19 protein-coding genes and 2 pseudogenes are annotated in these 20,165 nt (G+C 63.0%); all 21 read right to left on the bottom strand.

What is annotated here, in order from left to right; all coding sequences use genetic code 11:
• Positions 1-21: 21 nt before the first annotated feature.
• The 21 genes and pseudogenes from rpsN to rpoB all read right to left on the bottom strand — a co-directional run bounded on the left by rpsN (position 22) and on the right by rpoB (position 20,132).
• Positions 22-327 carry a 30S ribosomal protein S14 gene (rpsN, locus tag A7A08_RS00675; RefSeq protein WP_069093646.1) on the bottom strand — a complete coding sequence of 102 codons (306 nt, stop codon included), beginning with the start codon at positions 325-327 and terminating at the stop codon, positions 22-24.
• A gap of 20 nt (positions 328-347) precedes the next feature.
• The gene (gene rplE, locus A7A08_RS00670) at positions 348-920 is read right to left on the bottom strand and encodes a 50S ribosomal protein L5 (RefSeq protein WP_069093645.1); all 573 of its coding nucleotides are present in this window, start codon (positions 918-920) and stop codon (positions 348-350) included.
• Positions 913-1,236, bottom strand: coding sequence for a 50S ribosomal protein L24 (gene rplX, locus A7A08_RS00665; protein WP_069093644.1), 324 nt, complete (start codon positions 1,234-1,236; stop codon positions 913-915). The genes rplE and rplX overlap by 8 nt, the downstream gene beginning before the upstream one ends.
• Before the next feature lie 2 nt (positions 1,237-1,238).
• Positions 1,239-1,607, bottom strand: coding sequence for a 50S ribosomal protein L14 (gene rplN, locus A7A08_RS00660; RefSeq protein ID WP_069093643.1), 369 nt, complete (start codon positions 1,605-1,607; stop codon positions 1,239-1,241).
• A gap of 31 nt (positions 1,608-1,638) precedes the next feature.
• Positions 1,639-1,884, bottom strand: coding sequence for a 30S ribosomal protein S17 (gene rpsQ / locus A7A08_RS00655; RefSeq protein WP_069093642.1), 246 nt, complete (start codon positions 1,882-1,884; stop codon positions 1,639-1,641).
• 11 nt (positions 1,885-1,895) lie between these two features.
• Positions 1,896-2,099, bottom strand: coding sequence for a 50S ribosomal protein L29 (gene rpmC / locus A7A08_RS00650; protein WP_069093641.1), 204 nt, complete (start codon positions 2,097-2,099; stop codon positions 1,896-1,898).
• A 5-nt stretch (positions 2,100-2,104) separates the two neighbouring features.
• Entirely contained in the window at positions 2,105-2,518 is a 414-nt protein-coding gene (rplP, locus tag A7A08_RS00645; RefSeq protein WP_069093640.1) for a 50S ribosomal protein L16, read from the bottom strand.
• Between the two features lie 26 nt (positions 2,519-2,544).
• Complete coding sequence (gene rpsC, locus A7A08_RS00640; RefSeq protein ID WP_069093639.1) at positions 2,545-3,270, bottom strand: 30S ribosomal protein S3; 726 nt, start codon at positions 3,268-3,270, stop codon at positions 2,545-2,547.
• Complete coding sequence (gene rplV / locus A7A08_RS00635) at positions 3,270-3,650, bottom strand: 50S ribosomal protein L22 (protein WP_069093638.1); 381 nt, start codon at positions 3,648-3,650, stop codon at positions 3,270-3,272. Before rplV ends, rpsC begins: the two co-directional genes overlap by 1 nt.
• A gap of 2 nt (positions 3,651-3,652) precedes the next feature.
• Positions 3,653-3,931 carry a 30S ribosomal protein S19 gene (gene rpsS, locus A7A08_RS00630; protein WP_069093637.1) on the bottom strand — a complete coding sequence of 93 codons (279 nt, stop codon included), beginning with the start codon at positions 3,929-3,931 and terminating at the stop codon, positions 3,653-3,655.
• 4 nt (positions 3,932-3,935) lie between these two features.
• Positions 3,936-4,775, bottom strand: a complete 840-nt coding sequence (gene rplB / locus A7A08_RS00625) for a 50S ribosomal protein L2 (protein ID WP_069093636.1) — start codon at positions 4,773-4,775, stop codon at positions 3,936-3,938.
• Positions 4,776-4,779: 4 nt separating this feature from the next.
• Positions 4,780-5,073 (bottom strand): 50S ribosomal protein L23, encoded by a 294-nt coding sequence (locus tag A7A08_RS00620; protein ID WP_069093635.1) that lies wholly within the window; start codon positions 5,071-5,073, stop codon positions 4,780-4,782.
• The gene (gene rplD / locus A7A08_RS00615) at positions 5,070-5,690 is read right to left on the bottom strand and encodes a 50S ribosomal protein L4 (RefSeq protein ID WP_069093634.1); all 621 of its coding nucleotides are present in this window, start codon (positions 5,688-5,690) and stop codon (positions 5,070-5,072) included. Before rplD ends, A7A08_RS00620 begins: the two co-directional genes overlap by 4 nt.
• Before the next feature lie 2 nt (positions 5,691-5,692).
• A complete protein-coding gene (gene rplC / locus A7A08_RS00610) occupies positions 5,693-6,472 on the bottom strand; it encodes a 50S ribosomal protein L3 (RefSeq protein ID WP_069093633.1) in 780 nt (259 codons plus the stop codon).
• A gap of 35 nt (positions 6,473-6,507) precedes the next feature.
• The gene (rpsJ, locus tag A7A08_RS00605; RefSeq protein WP_069093632.1) at positions 6,508-6,816 is read right to left on the bottom strand and encodes a 30S ribosomal protein S10; all 309 of its coding nucleotides are present in this window, start codon (positions 6,814-6,816) and stop codon (positions 6,508-6,510) included.
• Between the two features lie 63 nt (positions 6,817-6,879).
• The gene (gene tuf / locus A7A08_RS00600; protein WP_069093631.1) at positions 6,880-8,070 is read right to left on the bottom strand and encodes an elongation factor Tu; all 1,191 of its coding nucleotides are present in this window, start codon (positions 8,068-8,070) and stop codon (positions 6,880-6,882) included.
• Positions 8,071-8,136: 66 nt separating this feature from the next.
• Positions 8,137-10,212 (bottom strand): elongation factor G, encoded by a 2,076-nt coding sequence (gene fusA / locus A7A08_RS00595; RefSeq protein ID WP_069093630.1) that lies wholly within the window; start codon positions 10,210-10,212, stop codon positions 8,137-8,139.
• Between the two features lie 21 nt (positions 10,213-10,233).
• Positions 10,234-10,704: a 30S ribosomal protein S7 gene (gene rpsG / locus A7A08_RS00590; protein WP_069093629.1), complete on the bottom strand. Its 471-nt coding sequence runs from the start codon at positions 10,702-10,704 to the stop codon at positions 10,234-10,236.
• A gap of 71 nt (positions 10,705-10,775) precedes the next feature.
• On the bottom strand, positions 10,776-11,147 hold the full coding sequence (rpsL, locus tag A7A08_RS00585) for a 30S ribosomal protein S12 (RefSeq protein WP_069093628.1): 372 nt from the start codon (positions 11,145-11,147) through the stop codon (positions 10,776-10,778).
• A gap of 516 nt (positions 11,148-11,663) precedes the next feature.
• Positions 11,664-15,877 (bottom strand): annotated as a pseudogene (rpoC, locus tag A7A08_RS00580) (DNA-directed RNA polymerase subunit beta').
• 116 nt (positions 15,878-15,993) lie between these two features.
• Positions 15,994-20,132, bottom strand: a pseudogene (rpoB, locus tag A7A08_RS00575) (DNA-directed RNA polymerase subunit beta).
• Between the last annotated feature and the right edge of the window lie 33 nt (positions 20,133-20,165).

Raw genomic sequence — 20,165 nt, 5'->3', positions numbered from 1 at the left:
CCAGGTCTCTACCAGCCTTCTCTACCAGCTCGACTTCACCATGCCCGGAATCAGGCCATTGTTGCCCAACTCCCGCAGCATGATGCGAGACAGCTTCAGCTTCCGGTAATAGCCGCGCGGACGGCCCGTCAGCGCGCAGCGATTGTGAATGCGCACCGGCGAGGAGTTGCGCGGCAGCTCGGCCAGTTTCAGCCGTGCTGCAAAACGCTCCTCCGGCGGAAGCGAACGATCGGACGCGATCTTCTTCAGCCGCTCCCGGCGGGTCTTGAATTCTTTCGACATACGGCGGCGCTTCTTATCGCGCTCCACCATGCTGGTCTTTGCCATTCTGTCCTCCTTCGCGAGCGCTAAGCCGCCTTAGCGTCACCGCGGAACGGGAAATTGAAGCCCTTCAGCAGCGCGCGTGCTTCGTCGTCGCTCTCCGCCGTCGTGCAAACGATGATGTCCAGGCCCCAGATCTCCTCGACTTGGTCGTAGTTGATCTCCGGGAAGATGATGTGCTCCTTCAGGCCCATGGTGAAGTTGCCGCGCCCGTCGAAGCTCTTCGGGTTCAGCCCACGGAAGTCACGCACACGCGGCAGCGCGATATTCACCAGACGATCGATGAACTCGTACATGCGCGCCTTGCGAAGCGTCACCTTGCAGCCCACCGGCATGCCTTCGCGCAGCTTGAAGCCGGCGATGGACTTGCGGGCCTTGGTGATCACCGGCCGCTGACCTGCGATCAGGCCGAGATCGCCGGCCGCCGCAGTCACCTTCTTGGAATCGGCGACGGCTTCGCCGACGCCCATGTTGAGCACGACCTTCTCGAGCCGCGGAACCTGCATCACGTTCTGATAGCCGAATTCCTTGGTGAGATCGCCCCGCACCACGTCGTTGTAGTGCTCCTTGAGACGCGGAACGTAACTTGCCTCAACCATCGATCACCTCACCGGAGCGCTTGGCGAACCGCACTTTGCGCCCATCCTTCAAAAACTTGTATCCGACCCGGGTCGGCTCCCCATCCTTGGGGTCCTCCAGGGCGATGTTGGAAATGTGGATCGGCGCCTCCTTGGCGACGATACCGGCCTCCTGATTGGCGGTCTGGCGCTGGTGCCGCTGCACCACGCCGACGCCCTGCACCAGGACGCGATTCTCCGACGGCATCACGCGAAGCACTTCGCCGCGCTTGCCCTTGTCCTTGCCGCTCGTGACGACGACCTTGTCGCCTTTGCGGACTTTCAGCTTCAACGCCATTGCTACAGCACCTCCGGCGCCAGGCTGACGATCTTCATCTGCTTCTTGGCACGCAGCTCGCGGGTCACGGGCCCGAAAATACGGGTGCCCACGGGCTCGCCCTGCGGATTGACCAGCACCGCCGCGTTGCGATCGAAGCGGATCAGGCTGCCGTCGGCCCGGCGCACGCCCTTGGCGGTGCGCACGACGATGGCCTTCATCACCTGCCCCTTCTTCACACGGCCGCGCGGGATCGCCTCCTTGACGCTCACCACGATCATGTCGCCGATCGAAGCGTATTTCCGCTTGGAACCGCCCAGCACCTTGATGCACTGGACGCGGCGCGCGCCGGAATTGTCGGCGACATCGAGATTTGACTGCATCTGAATCATTGCAATGATCCTCTAACCCGAATTATCGCCCTTAAGCGCTTGCTTCATCCCGCGGAACGACCATCCAGCTCTTATGCTTCGAGAGCGGAGGGCACTCCTCGATCCAAACCGTATCGCCGACCTTGCACGCGTTCTGCTCGTCATGCGCCTGGTAGTTCTTCGTCCGGCGCACGGTCTTGCGCAGCAGCGGGTGGGTGAAGCGTCGCTCCACCTTGACCACCACGGTCTTGTTGTTCTTGTCGCTCACCACGACACCTTGCAGAATTCGCTTCGGCATCTTCTTCGTCCTTACGCCTTCTTGGCCTCGGAGGCCTTCTGACGCGTGATGGTCTTCACGCGCGCAATGTCCTTACGCACCTGCCGCACACGGGCGGTGTTCTCAAGCTGTCCCGACGCCGCCTGAAAGCGCAGGTTGAACTGCTCTTTCTTCAGCTTCACCAGCTCGTCGCTGAGCTGGTCCGGCGTCATATCGCGGATCTCTTCGGCCTTCATCGTCTTTAGCCTTCCACTCGCATCACGAGGCGGGTCTTGATCGGCAGCTTAGCCGCCGCCAGACGCAGAGCCTCACGCGCCACCGGTTCGCCGACGCCGTCGATCTCGAACATGATCCGGCCCGGCTTGACCTTGGCGGCCCAATACTCCGGCGAACCCTTGCCCTTACCCATGCGGACTTCGGTCGGCTTCTTGGAGATCGGCGTGTCCGGGAAGATCCGGATCCACACGCGGCCGGCACGCTTCATCTGACGGGTCATCGCCCGGCGCGCGGCCTCGATCTGACGCGAAGTGATCCGCGCCGGCTCCTGGGCCTTCAGGCCGTAGGTCCCAAAGTTGAGATCGACACCGCCGGTCGCATTGCCGCGGATACGTCCCTTCTGGGCCTTCCTGTATTTCGTCCGTTTCGGTTGCAGCATAACGCTTCGCCTATTCTTTCAATTCCCTACGCCGAAGCCGGCGCATTGTTGCGGCGGGGTCCGCCACCCGAACGGCCACCCTCCTGCGCGTCCATCGCGCGGGTCTCCTGGGCCATCGGATCGTGATCCAGGATCTCGCCTTTGAAGATCCAGACCTTGATACCGATGATGCCGTAAGCGGTCCGTGCCAGGGCCGTGCCGTAATCGATATCGGCCCGCAGCGTGTGCAGCGGGACACGGCCTTCGCGATACCACTCCATGCGGGCGATCTCGGTGCCGCCCAGACGGCCGGAGCAGTTGATCCGGATGCCGCCGGCGCCCATGCGCATGGTGGACTGCACCGCCCGCTTCATGGCCCGGCGGAAGGCAACGCGGCGCTCAAGCTGCTGCGCGATGCTCTCGGCCACCAGATTGGCATCGATCTCCGGCTTGCGGATCTCGACGATGTTCACGTGCACCTCGGAGTCCGTCAGCTTGGAGAGCTCCTTGCGCATCTTGTCGATGTCCGCGCCCTTCTTGCCGATCAGGATGCCCGGGCGTGCCGTGTGGATCGTCACCCGGCATTTCTTGTGCGGACGCTCGATCACGACCTTGGAGATGCCGGCCTGCTTGCGGGACTTCATGATGTGCTCGCGCATCTTGATGTCTTCGTGCAGGAGCCGGGCATATTCCTCGCCGTCGGCGAACCAACGGGAGTCCCAGGTGCGGTTCACGCCGAGCCGGAGCCCGATCGGATTGACTTTCTGTCCCATTACGCTGCGTCCTCGACTTGGTGCACGACCACGGTGATCTGCGAAAACGGCTTCAGGATACGGGCAGCACGACCGCGCGCCCGAGGCTTGATCCGCTTCATCACCAGCCCCTTGCCGACATAAGCTTCCTTGACGACCAGGGCATCGACATCGAGATCGTGATTGTTCTCCGCATTGGCGATCGCCGACTGCAGAGTCTTCTTCACATCCTGCGCGATGCGTTTGCGCGAGAAGGTCAGATCGGCCAGCGCACGGTCCACCTTCTTGCCCCGGATCATCTGGGCAACCAGGTTCAGCTTCTGCGGGCTCACCCGCAGCAGCCGGGTCACGGCCTGCGCTTCGTTCTCGCCGAGCTTTCTCTCGCGATGCGGCTTACCCATCGCTATTTCCTCTTTGCCTTGCGGTCCGCCGCGTGGCCCGGAAACGTCCGGGTCGGAGCGAACTCACCGAATTTGTGTCCCACCATGTCCTCGGTCACCAGCACCGGGATGTGCTTCTGGCCGTTATGGACGCCGAAGGTCAGACCGACGAACTGCGGCAGGATCGTCGAGCGCCGGGACCACATCTTGATCACCGCGCTGGACCCGCTCTCGCGCGCCTTGTCTGCCTTCTTGAGCAGATATCCGTCGACGAACGGACCTTTCCAAACAGAACGCGTCACCGCCCTAACCTCTCTTCTTCTTCATGTGCCGGCTACGCAGGATGTACTTGTCGCTTTCCTTATTGCTCCGCGTGCGCTTGCCCTTGGTAGGCTTGCCCCACGGGGTCACAGGATGGCGACCGCCCGAGGTCCGGCCCTCACCACCGCCGTGCGGATGGTCGTGCGGGTTCATGACGACACCGCGCACCGTGGGCCTGCGACCGAGCCAGCGGCTCCTGCCGGCCTTGCCGAGATTGATGTTCGCGTTGTCCGGGTTGGACACCGCACCGACCGTCGCCATGCAGGCGGACCGCACCAGGCGCGTCTCGCCCGACTTCAGCCGGATGATCGAATAGTCGCCGTCGCGGCCGACCAGCTGGACGTAGGATCCAGCCGCGCGGGCCAGCTGACCGCCCTTGCCTTCCTTCATCTCCACATTGTGGACGATGGTGCCGATCGGAATGGCGGCGAGCGGCATCGCGTTGCCCGGCTTCACGTCGGCCTTGGCGTCGGCGACCACAGTGTCGCCTTCGGCCAGACGCTGCGGCGCAATGATGTAGGACAGCTCGCCGTCCTCATACTTGATCAGCGCGATGAACGCGGTGCGGTTTGGATCGTATTCGATCCGCTCCACGGTTGCCGGCACGCCCCATTTGCGGCGCTTGAAATCGACCAGGCGATAGGTGCGCTTGTGACCGCCGCCGCGATGCCAGACCGAAACGCGGCCATGGTTGTTGCGGCCGCCCTTCTGGGTCAGTCCCTGAGTCAGGGACTTCACGGGCTTGCCCTTCCAGAGCGCCTTGCGGTCCACGAGCACCAGCTGACGCTGGCTCGATGTCCTCGGTTTGAAGGTCTTCAGTGCCATAGCTCTAAATTCCCGTCGTCACGTCGATCTTCTCGCCTTCGGCGAGGCGCACGACGGCCTTCTTGATATCTTTCTGGCGTCCGGGGATGCCGCGGAACCGCTTCTTCTTCCCCTTGCGGACGATGGTGTTCACGGCAAGGACCTTCACGTCGAAGAGCTTCTCGACGGCCTTCTTGATCTGGTCCTTGGTCGCGTCCTGGCGAACCTTGAAGATCACCTGGTTGAACTCCGAAGCCGCAGTCGACTTCTCGGTAATCACCGGCGACAAAATTATGTCGTAGAGAGAAGCAGTGTTCATTTGAACCGCGCCTCCAGCGCTTCCAGGGCCGCCTTGGAAAGAACCAGCTTCTCGTGGCGCAGGATGTCGTAGACGTTGATCCCCTGCACCGGCAGCACATCCACATTCGGCAGGTTCCGGGCAGCCTGCGCGAAGGCCAGCTGCACCTCGGCGCCGTCGATGATCAGCACCGAACCCAGGCCGAGTTTGGAAAAGCGCTCCTTGAGCTCTTTCGTCTTCGGCTCTTTCAGCTCGCACTTTTCGATCACGACCAGCGCATCCGCCTGGGCTTTGGCCGAAAGCGCATGCTTCAGCGCCAGAGCCCGGATCTTCTTCGGCAGCTCGATCGCGTGGCTGCGCGGCTTCGGCCCGAAGGACTTGCCGCCTCCGCGGAACAGGTTGACCCGCTGGCTGCCGTGACGCGCCCGGCCCGTACCCTTCTGACGGTACATCTTGGCCGTGGTCGCGGTGACTTCGGAACGGTCCTGCACCGAGCGCGTGCCGGCACGCCGCTTGGCGAGCTGGTAGCGCACCATGCGGTGCAGAATGTCCTCGCGCGGCTCCAGGCCGAAGACCTCATCGGAGAGATCGACCTTGCCGGCCTTCTTCGCATCGAGCGTGGTGACGTCCGCTTGCATAACTATTCGCTCCCACCCTCAGAAGGAGACGCGGCTTCAGCCGCCTCACCCTGCTCATTGTTCGTCTCGGCCGGCGCATCCGACTTCGCAGCCTTTGCCGACCCGTTGGCCAGCTTGAAGGCGCCCGGCTTCGGCGCATCGTCGGGCAGAGACCGCTTCACCGCATCGGAAAGCAGCACCCAACCGCCCTTGGCGCCCGGCACGGCGCCGGAAACCATGATCAGGCCGCGGTCGACATCGGTCCGAACCACCTTGAGGTTCTGGGTGGTGACCTTCACGTCGCCCATATGGCCGGCCATCTTCTTGCCCTTGAAGACCTTGCCGGGATCCTGGCTGTTACCCGTCGAGCCATGGCTACGATGGCTGATGGACACGCCGTGGGACGCCCGCAGGCCGCCGAACCCGTGCCGCTTCATGGCACCGGCAAAACCCTTGCCGATCGAGGTGCCGGAGACATCCACGAACTGGCCTTCAACGAAATGGTCAGCGGTGAACTCCGCGCCGACGTCGATCAGGTTCTCGGGGGTGACCCGGAACTCTGCAAGACGCCGCTTCGGCTCCACCTCGACGGCGGCGAACTGTCCACGCGCGGCCTTGGAGAGGCGCTTCGCCTTGGCGAGCCCCGCCCCCAGCTGCAGCGCGGTATAACCGTTCTTATCCGCGACGCGCTGGCCGACGACCTGGCAGTTGTCCAGCTTCAGCACCGTGACGGGGATATGCTCGCCCGCCTCGGTGAAGATCCTGGTCATGCCGACCTTCTGTGCGATGACACCTGATCGCATCGGTTACTTTCCTCAAATCGCTTTAGAGCTGGGCTCTAGAGCTTGATCTCAACATCGACACCGGCGGCCAGATCGAGCTTCATCAAAGCGTCGACCGTCTGCGGCGTCGGATCCACGATATCGAGCAAGCGCTTATGAGTGCGCATCTCGAACTGCTCGCGGCTCTTCTTGTCGATATGCGGCGACCGGTTCACGGTGAACTTCTCGATATGCGTCGGCAGAGGGATCGGTCCCCGCACCTCGGCACCCGTGCGCTTCGCCGTATTCACGATCTCCTTCGTCGATGCATCGAGGATGCGATGATCGAAGGCTTTGAGCCGAATTCTGATGTTCTGGCTTTGCATCCCGGTCGTCCCAAATGAGACGGGCGCGCTGCATTCACAGCAGCGCGCCCCGCCGCAACTTCGTTACTCGATGATCGACGACACCACACCGGCGCCGACGGTCCGGCCGCCCTCACGGATGGCGAAGCGGAGCTTCTCCTCCATGGCGATCGGCACGATCAGCTCAACGGTCATGGCGCAATTGTCGCCCGGCATCACCATCTCGGTACCTTCCGGCAGGTGCACCACACCGGTCACGTCGGTGGTGCGGAAGTAGAACTGCGGACGGTAGTTGGTGAAGAACGGCGTATGACGGCCGCCCTCTTCCTTGGTGAGGATGTAGGCTTCGGCCTTGAACTTCGTATGCGGGGTGATCGAACCCGGCTTGCAAAGCACCTGGCCGCGCTCCACGCCCTCGCGCTCGATACCGCGGAGCAGGCAACCAACGTTGTCGCCGGCCTCGCCCTGGTCGAGCAGCTTGCGGAACATCTCGACACCGGTGACGGTCGTCTTGCTGGTCGGCTTGATACCGACGATCTCGACTTCCTCACCGACCTTGACCACACCGCGCTCGATACGGCCGGTCACCACGGTACCGCGACCGGAGATCGAGAACACGTCTTCGATCGGCATCAGGAAGGGCTGATCCTTCGGACGCTCGGGCTGCGGGATGTAGGCGTCGACCTCGCGCATCAGCTCGAGGATGGCCTCGGCGCCGATCTCGGGGTTGTTGCCCTCCACAGCGGCCAGAGCCGAACCCTTGACGATCGGAATGTCATCGCCCGGGAACTCGTAGTTGGACAGCAGCTCGCGAACCTCGAGCTCGACCAGCTCCAGAAGCTCCGGATCGTCGACCTGATCGACCTTGTTCAGGAACACGACCAGCGCCGGCACGCCGACCTGACGGGCAAGCAGGATATGCTCGCGGGTCTGGGGCATGGGGCCATCGGCCGCGGAAACCACCAGGATCGCGCCGTCCATCTGCGCCGCGCCGGTGATCATGTTCTTCACATAGTCAGCGTGGCCCGGGCAGTCGACGTGGGCGTAGTGGCGGTTCTCGGTCTCGTACTCGACGTGAGCCGTCGAGATGGTGATGCCGCGAGCCTTCTCTTCCGGCGCCTTGTCGATCTGATCGTAGGCGGTGAAGGTTGCGCCGCCGGTTTCGGACAGAACCTTGGTAATCGCCGCGGTCAGGGTCGTCTTACCGTGATCGACGTGGCCGATCGTCCCGATGTTGCAGTGCGGCTTGGCCCGCGAAAATTTTTCCTTAGCCATCCTGGCTCTCCATTCCTTCTACAAAGAAGCGAAAAAGTTCTGCGGCGGTGTTCCCGCCACCTTCTGCTAGGCGAATTTCGCCTGAACCTCGTCAGCTACCTGCTGCGGCACCTGAGCGTAATGATCGAACTGCATGGTGTACTGCGCACGTCCCTGGCTCATGGAGCGAAGGTTGTTCACGTACCCGAACATGTTGGCCAGCGGGACCATGGCGTCGATCACCGTGGCGATGCCGCGAGGCTCCTGACCGCGGACCTGTCCGCGGCGGCTGGTGAGGTCGCCGATGATGCCGCCGACATACTCTTCCGGCGTCACGACTTCCACGTGCATGATCGGCTCGAGAAGCTTCGGCACGGCCTTCTGGGCCGCCTCGCGGAACGCTGCGCGGCCCGCGATCTCGAACGCCATCACACTGGAGTCCACGTCGTGATAGGCACCGTCCGTCAGGGTCACCTTGACGTCGAGGATCGGGAAGCCGGCGATGATGCCGTTGTCCATCACGCTGCGGACACCCTTCTCGACACCCGGGATGTATTCCTTCGGGATGTTGCCGCCGACGACGGTGTTCTCGAAGACGAAGCCCTCGCCCGCCTCAGCAGGCGCGATCGTCATCTTCACCCGGGCGAACTGGCCCGAACCGCCGGTCTGCTTCTTATGGGTGTAGTCGACATCGGTCGCCTTCGTGAGGGTCTCACGATAAGCCACCTGCGGCGCGCCCACATTGGCGTCCACTTTGAACTCGCGGCGAAGCCGGTCGACGATGATGTCGAGATGCAGCTCGCCCATGCCCTTGATGAGGGTCTGGCCGGACTCGTGGTCGACGGTCACGCGGAAGGACGGATCCTCCTGCGCCAGACGGTTCAACGCGACGCCGAGTTTCTCCTGGTCGCCCTTGGTCTTGGGCTCCACGGCGACCTCGATAACCGGATCCGGGAACTCCATGCGCTCCAGGATGATCGGGTTCGCCGGATCGCAGAGCGTGTCGCCGGTGGTGACATCCTTCAGGCCGGCCAGCGCGACGATGTCGCCCGCATAGGCCTCCTTGATGTCTTCCCGGTGGTTGGAGTGCATCTGCAGCATACGGCCGATGCGCTCCTTTGAGTCCTTCACGGTGTTCTGGACGCTCGCGCCCGTCTCCACCACGCCGGAATAGATGCGGCAGAAGGTCAGCGAGCCCACGAACGGGTCGTTCATCACCTTGAACGCCAGCATGGCGAGGGGCTGCTCGTCGGAGCACCGGCGGGAGGACTCCTCACCGGTCTTCACGTCGATACCCTTGATCGGCGGCACATCGACCGGAGACGGCAGGTAGTCGACCACGGCATCCAGCAGGGACTGCACGCCCTTGTTCTTGAACGCGGAGCCGCAAAGCACGGGCACGAATTCCAGATTGCAGGTGCCCTTGCGGATCAGCTCTTTCAGCTTCTCCTCGGACGGCTCCTCGCCTTCCAGATAGGCCTCCATGGCAGCCTCGTCGACTTCGACGGCCTGCTCGATCATGGCCTCGCGATACTCTTTGGCCTGGTCCATGTACTCGTCCGGCACGTCGCTCTCCTCGAAGGAGGCGCCAAGGGACTCGTCGTTCCACACGATGCTCTTCATGCGGACCAGGTCGATCAGGCCGATAAAGTCGTTCTCGGCGCCGAGCGGCAGCTGGATCACCATGGGATTGGCGCCCAGGCGCTCCTTGACCGTCTTCACGGAGTTGAAGAAGTCGGCGCCGGTCTTGTCCATCTTGTTGACGAAGATCATGCGCGGCACGTGATACTTGTCGGCCTGCCGCCACACCGTCTCGGTCTGCGGCTCTACGCCCTGGTTGGCGTCGAGCAGCGCAACCGCGCCGTCGAGCACGCGAAGCGAACGCTCCACCTCGATGGTGAAGTCCACGTGGCCAGGCGTGTCGATGATGTTGACGCGCTTGTCCTTCCAGAACGCGGTGGTCGCAGCAGAGGTGATCGTGATGCCACGCTCCTGCTCCTGCTCCATCCAGTCCATGGTGGCCGCGCCGTCATGGACCTCGCCCAGCTTGTGGCTGCGCCCCGTATAAAAAAGGATCCGCTCAGTCGTCGTGGTCTTGCCGGCGTCGATATGCGCCATGATCCCGATGTTGCGGTAGTCCTTAAGGGGAGTTTCGCGTCCCATCTCAACAATCCTCAGTTTCGCTTACCAGCGATAATGCGAGAAGGCCCGGTTGGCGTCGGCCATGCGGTGCGTGTCCTCGCGCTTCTTGACGGCGTTGCCACGGTTGTTCGCCGCATCGAGCAGCTCACCGGACAGGCGCTCCACCATCGTGTTCTCGTTCCGGCCGCGGGCGGAGGCGATGATCCAGCGGATCGCCAGGGCCTGGCGGCGATCGTGACGCACCTCGACCGGCACCTGGTAGGTGGCGCCGCCGACGCGCCGGGACCGAACCTCGAGCGCGGGCATCACGTTCTGCAGCGCCTGATGGAACAGCTCCACCGGGTTCTGCTTCGTCTTCTCTTCGACCGTATCCAGCGCGCCGTAGACGATGCGCTCTGCGGCGGATTTCTTGCCGTCGTTCATGATGGAATTCATGAACTTCGTCAGGATCACATCCCCGAACTTCGGATCGGGAATAATGTCGCGCTTATCTGCTCTATGGCGCCGGGACATCTTTTTAAATCCTCAAAACGTTCTCATCCGAGGGTCCTGGCGGCAGCCAGAGAACCTCTCAGGCTCAATGACTACTTCGGCCGCTTAGCGCCGTACTTCGAACGACGCTGACGGCGATCGTTCACGCCCTGGGTATCCAGCACACCGCGAATGATGTGGTAACGCACACCCGGAAGGTCCTTCACACGGCCGCCGCGGATCATCACGACGGAGTGCTCCTGCAGGTTATGCCCCTCACCCGGAATGTAGCTCGTCACTTCGAGCCCGTTGGTGAGACGCACACGCGCCACCTTACGAAGCGCCGAGTTCGGCTTCTTCGGCGTGATGGTGTAGACGCGCGTGCAGACGCCCCGCTTCTGGGGGCAGGCCTGCATGGCCGGCACCTTGTTCCGCTTCAGCACCTTCTTGCGAGGCTTGCGGATGAGCTGTTGAATCGTGGGCATACTTCGATCGCCTTACCGATTTCGTGTGGCATCGGCCCGTTCGATGGCCTTCGCCGCGTGTTCCTGTTTGGGGCCTTCCCCAATGCAAAAAAGGGCTTTCGCCCATAAAGCAGAAGCCGAAGTGCGCATGCGCAGCTTCAGCCCCCAAATCAGAGGATCTCGAAGGATGGACCTCCAAGATCGTGAACCCGAATTTGATCCGGTTGGTTCGGCAGTGTTTAACCCGCGCCGCTTCGCCTGTTGGCGATGGCGAGATGAGTTACCACCTGCCGTGAAAGTCAGCGCCTTGTATCAGGCGCTTTCTCGCATCGTCAAGGCCGGGACCCAATAAAAAGCTGCGAGAACCGGCCTTTTCTCGCCTTCGCCCCATGGCTGGCGCGAATTCGACCCAAATCGGCCGTGCCGGCTCCATGAGATGTGGTGCGATGGCCCCAAAAACAAGGCCGGAGCGCTTTCAAACGCCCCGGCCCTGGGATTCGTCGACGGAGATTCGCGTCTGGCGAGGTTGGGCCGGTCCTAGACCGACTCCGATTCCTCGCTGCCAGCAGCCTCTTCTTCCGTATCGGGCTTCTGCTCAGCGGCCACCTTGGCCCGCTCTTCGGCAATCAGGTCGTCGCGATGCGAAGCGACCTTTTTGAGCCGGTTGAGCATGCCGCCGGTGCCTGCCGGGATGAGTCGGCCGACGATCACGTTCTCCTTCAGGCCTTCCAGCGTATCGACCTTGCCGTTCACAGCGGCCTCCGTCAGCACGCGGGTGGTCTCCTGGAAGGAGGCCGCGGAGATGAAGGAGCGCGTCTGCAGGCTGGCCTTCGTGATGCCGAGGAGCACGTGCTGGCCCGTCGCAGGCTTCTTGCCGGCGGCTTCGGCTTCCGTGTTGGCGTCCTCGAAATCGATCCGATCGACCTGCTCGCCCTTGAGGAACTCCGTATCGCCCGGATCCTGGATCTCCATCTTGCCGAGCATCTGCCGGACGATGACCTCGATATGCTTATCGTTGATGGTCACGCCCTGCAGCCGGTAGACCTCCTGGATCTCGTTCACCAGGTAGTTGGCCAGCTCCTCGACGCCCTTGATCGCCAGGATGTCATGCGGGGCCGGATGACCGTCGAGCAGGTATTCGCCCTTCTCGATCCGATCGCCGTCCTGCACCGACAGATGGCGCCCCTTCGGGATCAGGAACTCCACCGGGTCCATCCCATCCTCGTCCGGCGTGATCGAAACGCGACGCTTGTTCTTGTAGTCGCGTCCGAACTGAACGATGCCGGACAGCTCGGCGATGATCGCATGGTCCTTCGGACGACGGGCCTCGAACAGCTCCGCCACCCGCGGCAGACCGCCGGTGATGTCGCGGGTCTTGGCGCTCTCCATCGGCACGCGGGCCAGCACGTCACCGCTGGTGACCTCGCCACCCGGGCCGACCGACAGAATGCCGTCGACCGGGAGAAGGTAACGCGCCTCGCCGCCGCGCGGCAGCTTGGCGATCTCGCCCTTCTTGTCCTTGATCACCACGGCCGGACGCAGATCCGAACCGCGCGGGGACGCACGCCAATCGATGATCACGCTGGAGGTGATACCCGTCGACTCGTCGCGCTGCTCGGAGACCGAAACGCCCTCGACCAGATCTTCGAAGTCGACGACACCCTCGATTTCCGTCATCAGCGGACGGGTATAGGGATCCCATTCCGCCAGCCGCTCGCCGCGCTTGACCTCCTGCCCGTCATCGACCCGCAGATGCGTGCCGTAGGGCAGACGGTGGACGGCCCGTTCGTTGCCGTCGGCATCGAGCAGCGACAGGACGGTGTTCCGGCCCATGACGATGAGACGGTCTTGGGAGTCCTCCACCACGTTTCTCTGCTTGATCTTCACCGTGCCGTCGTAGTTGGCATCGAGCGAAGACTGGTCGGCGACCTTCGAGCTCGCCACACCACCCAGATGGAAGGTACGCATGGTGAGCTGGGTACCCGGCTCACCGATCGACTGAGCCGCGATGACACCCACCGCTTCGCCCATGTTCACAGGCGTGCCGCGGGCCAGATCGCGGCCGTAGCAGGCGGCGCAGATGCCGTTGCGGGTCTCGCAGGTCAGAGCCGAGCGGATCTTGATCTCCTGAACGTCGGAGTTCTCGATCACCTCCATCTCCTCTTCGGCGATCAGCGTGCCCTTCTTGATGATGACCTCGCCGGTCGAAGGATGCTTCACATCCTCAACCGTCGTGCGGCCGAGCACACGCTTGCCGAGAGATACGGTCACCTCACCGGAATCGATCACCGCGCGGGACGTGATGCCCTCCTCGGTGCCGCAATCCGGCTCGGTCACGATGCAGTCCTGCGCCACGTCCACCAGACGGCGGGTCAGATAACCCGAGTTCGCCGTCTTGAGGGCGGTGTCGGCCAGACCCTTACGGGCACCATGGGTGGAGTTGAAGTACTCCAGCACCGACAGGCCTTCCTTGAAGTTCGAGATGATCGGCCGCTCGATGATCTCGCCCGACGGCTTGGTCATCAGACCGCGCATGCCGGCGAGCTGCTTCATCTGGGCCGGCGAACCGCGCGCACCCGAATGGGACATCATGTAGATCGAGTTGATCGGCTTCTCGCGGCCGGTCTCCTCGTCGATCTGAACCGAGGAGATGCGCTTCATCATCTCCTTGGCCACCTCTTCGGTGCACTCCGTCCAGGTGTCGACCACCTTGTTGTACTTCTCGCCCCGGGTGATCAGGCCGTCATTGTACTGGGCCTCGTATTCCATCACGAGGTCCGAGGTCTTCTTGACGATCTCGTCCTTGGTTTCCGGGATCAGCATGTCGTCCTTGCCGAACGAGATGCCCGCGCGGCAGGCGTAGGAGAAGCCGCGCCCCATGATCCGGTCGCAGAAGATCACCGTCTCCTTCTGACCGCAGTGGCGATACACCACGTCGATCATGTGGGAGATGTCCTTCTTGGTCAGCAGACGGTTCACCAGGTCGAAGCCGATGGTCGGCTGCTTCGGCAGCAGCTCGCCCAGCAGCATGCGGCCAGGCGTGGTGTCGTAGATCTTCGACACCTCGTTGCCGTCCTCGTCGACGCCGATGAAGCGGCCTTTGATCTTGGTATGCAGGGTGACGACCTTGGCATCCAGCGCATGCTGGATCTCGGCCACGGAGCCGAACGCCATCCCCTCGCCCGGCTCATTGTCCATGGCGAGCGACAGGTAATACAGGCCGAGCACGATATCCTGGGACGGAACGATGATCGGCGAACCGTCGGCCGGGTGCAGGATGTTGTTGGTCGACATCATCAGCACGCGGCTTCCAGCTGGGCCTCGAGGCTCAGCGGGACATGCACCGCCATCTGGTCGCCGTCGAAGTCGGCGTTGAACGCCGCGCAGACCAGCGGATGAAGCTGAATCGCCTTGCCCTCTACCAGGGTGGGCTCAAAGGCCTGGATGCCGAGGCGGTGAAGCGTCGGCGCCCGGTTCAGCAGCACCGGATGCTCGCGGATCACCTCGTCCAGGATATCCCAGACCTCCGGCTTCTCCTTCTCGACGAGCTTCTTCGCCTGCTTGACGGTCGAGGCATGGCCCTTGGCGTCGAGCCGCGCGTAGATGAACGGCTTGAACAGCTCCAGAGCCATCTTCTTCGGCAGGCCGCACTGATGCAGCTTGAGCTCCGGGCCCACCACGATGACCGAACGGCCCGAGTAGTCGACGCGCTTGCCGAGCAGGTTCTGGCGGAAACGTCCCTGCTTGCCCTTCAGCATGTCGGCCAGCGACTTCAGCGGACGCTTGTTGGCGCCCGTGATGACGCGGCCGCGGCGGCCATTGTCGAACAGCGCATCGACGGCCTCCTGCAGCATGCGCTTCTCGTTCCGGATGATGATATCCGGAGCGCGCAGCTCCATGAGGCGCTTCAGGCGGTTGTTACGGTTGATGACGCGCCGGTAGAGATCGTTCAGGTCGGAGGTCGCGAAGCGGCCGCCATCCAGCGGAACCAGCGGACGCAGCTCCGGCGGAATCACCGGAATCTGGGTCATGATCATCCACTCGGGCCGGTTGCCCGACATGATGAAGGCCTCGACGACCTTCAGCCGCTTGGCGAGCTTCTTCGGTTTGAGCTCGGACGTGGTCTCCGCGATCTCCTCGCGGAGGTCCACGGCGATCTTCTCTAGATCGAGATCCTTCAGGAGGTCGCGAATCGCCTCCGCGCCGATCCCGGCCGTGAAACTGTCCTCGCCGAACTCGTCCTGGGCCTCCATGTACTGCTCTTCGGTGAGCAGCTCCATCGGCTTGAGCGTGGTCAGACCCGGCTCCAGCACGATGTAGTTCTCGAAATAGAGGACGCGCTCCAGATCCTTCAGCGTCATGTCGAGCAGCAGACCGATGCGCGACGGAAGCGACTTCAGGAACCAGATATGGGCGACGGGAGCTGCGAGCTCGATATGGCCCATGCGCTCGCGCCGAACCTTGGCGAGCGTCACCTCGACGCCGCACTTCTCGCAGATGACGCCCTTGTACTTCATCCGCTTGTACTTGCCGCACAAGCACTCGTAATCCTTCGTCGGACCGAAGATGCGCGCGCAGAACAGGCCGTCCCGCTCCGGCTTGAAGGTCCGGTAGTTGATCGTCTCAGGCTTCTTGATCTCGCCGTAGGACCAGGAGAGAATTTTCTCAGGGGACGAGATCCCGATCTGGATCTGGTCGAAATTCTGCTGCTGGGTCTGCGGGTTGAAGAGATTGACGATATCCTGATTCATGCTTTTGGTTCTCCCGAATGCCCTGGGGTTAAGGGCATTGCTGCGTCGCCGCCGACGTCGTCTCTCTAACAGTCACGCACCGTTCAACTACGCCTGAACGGCGAAAGGGCGCCCGGCTATTCCGCCGCCGGGCGCTGGGTAATCTGGGGCCGGTCCGAAGCCTCGTCCTGAGGCTTGGGCTGCACGAGATCCACATTGAGGCCGAGGGCCCGCATCTCCTTGATGAGAACGTTGAAGCTCTCCGGGATGCCGGCTTCGAACGTGTCGTCGCCGCGCACGATGGCCTCGTAGACCTTCGTACGGCCAGCCACGTCGTCGGACTTGACCGTAAGCATCTCCTGCAAGGTGTACGCTGCGCCATAAGCCTCCAGCGCCCACACCTCCATTTCGCCGAAGCGCTGACCGCCGAACTGCGCCTTGCCGCCCAGCGGCTGCTGGGTGACCAAGCTGTACGGTCCGATGGACCGGGCGTGGATCTTGTCGTCGACCAGGTGGTGGAGCTTCAACATATAGATGTAGCCCACCGTGACCTTACGTTCAAATTCCTCGCCCGAACGGCCGTCATAGAGGGTCACCTGTCCGGAGCCGTCGAGACCCGCCTGCTCCAGCAGCGCGGTCACGTCGCTCTCATGGGCCCCGTCGAACACCGGCGTCCCGACCGGAACGCCCGGCCGCAGCAGCTCGGCCGCTTCCACGATGTCGTCGTCGTCCAGCGCCGCCAGCTTCTGGTCGTCGCCGTAGATCTCCTTCATCGTGTCCTTGAGCGGCTTCACCTTCTGGGACTCGTGATAGTCGTCCAGGGCCTGGCCGATCTTGTGACCCAGGCCGCGGCACGCCCAGCCGAGATGGGTCTCGAGAATCTGACCCACATTCATTCGGCTCGGCACACCCAGCGGGTTGAGCACGATATCGACCGGCGTGCCGTCCTCAAGGTAAGGCATGTCCTCGACGGGCAGGATCTGCGAGATCACGCCCTTGTTGCCGTGACGGCCAGCCATCTTATCGCCCGGCTGGATCTTCCGCTTCACCGCGACGAAGACCTTGACCATCTTCATCACGCCAGGCGGGAGCTCGTCGCCGCGCTGCAGCTTATCGACCTTGTCCACGAAGCGCTGCTCGAGACGCTTGCGCGCCTCGTCATACTGCCGGCGGAGGCCTTCGACCTCCTCCATGGCCTTCTCGTTCTTCAGCGCGACTTCCCACCACTGGTGCTGCTCGACATCGTCGAGCATGGCCTCGGTGATCTTGGCGTCCTTGGCGAAGCCCTTCGGACCCTTGGCGACCTGCTTGTGCAGCAGCACGTCGCGCAGACGGCCGAACACGTTGCGGTCGAGGATCGCCAGTTCGTCGTCGCGGTCCTTGGCGAGACGCTCGATCTCTTCGCGCTCGATCGCCATGGCGCGCTCGTCCTTCTCCACGCCGTGGCGGTTGAAGACGCGCACCTCGACCACCGTGCCGGACACGCCGGGCGGCAGCTTCAGGGACGTATCGCGGACGCGGACGCCTTCTCGCCGAAGATGGCGCGCAGAAGCTTCTCTTCCGGCGTCATCGGGCTCTCGCCCTTCGGCGTGATCTTGCCGACCAGAATGTCGCCCGGATGCACCTCGGCGCCGATATAGACGATACCGGCCTCGTCGAGATTGCGAAGTGCCTCCTCGGAGACGTTCGGAATGTCGCGGGTGATCTCCTCCGGCCCGAGCTTCGTGTCGCGGGCCATCACCTCGAACTCTTCCAGATGGATCGAGGTGAAGACGTCCTCGCGCACCGTGCGCTCGGAGATCAGGATGGAGTCCTCGAAGTTGTAGCCCATCCAAGGCATGAACGCGACGAGCACGTTCCGGCCCAGAGCCAGCTCGCCCAGATCCGTCGAGGGACCGTCGGCGATGATGGTGCCCTTCCCGACCTGCTCGCCCACGCGCACCAGAGGCCGCTGGTTGATGCAGGTGTTCTGGTTTGAGCGCTGGAACTTCCGCAGATTGTAGATGTCGACGCCCGACTTGGACGGATCGGTCTCTTCCGTCGCCCGGATGACGATACGGGTGGCATCCACCTGATCGATCACGCCGGCGCGGCGGGCCGCGATGGCCGCACCCGAATCCCGCGCGACGACCGCTTCCATGCCGGTGCCGACGAACGGCGCTTCCGCCGTGATCAGCGGCACGGCCTGACGCTGCATGTTGGAGCCCATCAGCGCACGGTTCGCGTCGTCGTTCTCGAGGAACGGAATAAGTGCCGCGGCGACAGACACCAGCTGCTTCGGAGACACGTCGATCAGGTCCACCTGCTCCGACGGAGTCAGCTCCACGTCGCCCGCGTGACGCGTGGTCACCAGCTCGTTGGCGAAGGTGCCGTCCTCGTTCAGGTCGGCGTTCGCCTGGGCGATGATGTACCGGGCCTCTTCCATGGCGGAGAGATAGACGACCTCGTCGGTCACCTTGCCGTTATCGACCTTGCGATACGGGCTCTCGATGAAGCCGTACTTGTTCACCCGCGCGAACGTGGCGAGCGAGTTGATGAGGCCGATATTCGGACCTTCCGGCGTCTCGATCGGGCAGATGCGGCCGTAATGGGTCGGATGCACGTCGCGCACCTCGAAGCCGGCGCGCTCGCGGGTCAGACCGCCCGGGCCAAGCGCCGACAGGCGCCGCTTGTGGGTGATCTCCGACAGCGGGTTGGTCTGGTCCATGAACTGGGACAGCTGCGAGGAGCCGAAGAACTCGCGCACCGCGGCAGCCGCGGGCTTCGCGTTGATCAGATCCTGCGGCATCACCGTGTCGATATCGACGGAGCTCATGCGCTCCTTGATGGCGCGCTCCATGCGCAGCAGACCCAGACGGTACTGGTTCTCCATCAGCTCGCCGACCGAACGCACGCGCCGGTTGCCGAGATGGTCGATATCGTCGATTTCGCCACGCCCGTCGCGCAGGCCCACCAGGGTCTTGATGACCGCGAGGATGTCTTCCTTGCGGAGCGTGCGGACCGTATCCGGACACTCCAGATCCAGGCGCATGTTCATCTTCACGCGGCCCACCGCGGAAAGATCGTAGCGCTCGGCATCGAAGAACAGGCCTTCGAACAGGGTCTTGGCGGCTTCCGGCGTGGGCGGCTCGCCCGGACGCATCACGCGATAGATATCGAGCAGCGCCTCTTCCGGGTTGGAGTTCTTGTCGGCCGCCAGGGTGTTGCGGATGAACCCGCCGATGTTGACGTGGTCGATGTCGAGGATCGGAATCTCCTTCATGCCCTGGTCCTTCAGGGTCTGAAGCAGCTTCTCGTCGATCTCCTCGCCGGCCTCGCCGTAGATCTCGCCGGTCTCGGTGTTGAGAACCTCTTCTGCCAGATAGCGGCCGTAGAGCTCCTCATCCGTGATCTGGAGCTCCTTGAGCCCCTCCTCGGCCAGCTTGTTGGCCAGGCGCGCCGTGATCTTGCGGCCGGCCTCCACCGCGACCTTGCCCGTCTTGGCGTCGATCAGGTCGGTCATCGGCTTGATGCCGCGCATGCGGTCGGGACGGAACGGCATCTTCCAGCCGTCCTTGGTCGCCTTGAACTGGATCGTGTCGTAGAAGGTGGAGAGGATCTCCTCGCCTTCCAGCCCCAGCGCATAAAGCAGCGTCGTCACCGGCAGCTTGCGGCGACGGTCGATGCGAACGTGCACGATGTCCTTGGCGTCGAACTCGAAGTCCAGCCAGGAACCGCGATAAGGAATGATGCGGGCAGCGAAGAGCAGCTTGCCCGACGAATGGGTCTTGCCCCGGTCGTGATCGAAGAAGACGCCCGGCGAACGATGCATCTGTGAAACAATCACGCGCTCGGTGCCGTTGATCACGAACGTGCCGTTCGAGGTCATGAACGGCATGTCGCCCATATAGACGTCCTGCTCCTTGATGTCCTTGACGGACCGGGCCCCGGTCTCCTCGTTGACATCGAACACGATCAGACGAAGCGTCACCTTGAGCGGCGCGGCGAAGGTCATGTCGCGCTGCTGGCACTCGTCCACGTCGTATTTGGGCTGCTCGAAGGCGTAGCCGACGAATTCGAGCTGCGCCCGATCGCCGAAATCCTTGATGGGGAAGACGGAGCGGAACACCGCTTCCAGCCCCTCGTCGGCCCGGCCGCCTTCGGGCTCGTCGACCATCAGAAACTGATCGTATGATTGCTTCTGAACCTCGATGAGGTTCGGCATTTCGGCCACTTCGTTGATGCGGCCGAACATTTTTCTCAAGCGCTTATGACCATTCGTCAGCTTCTGGGCCATGAAGTCCTCTTCCCTTAAGCTCGCAAAGACGGC

Origin of the sequence: Methyloligella halotolerans, from assembly GCF_001708935.1 — a bacterium.
Taxonomy (GTDB): domain Bacteria; phylum Pseudomonadota; class Alphaproteobacteria; order Rhizobiales; family Methyloligellaceae; genus Methyloligella; species Methyloligella halotolerans.
The sequence above is the reverse complement of the archived record's forward strand: the minus strand, read 5'-3'. Positions and strand labels throughout refer to the sequence as shown.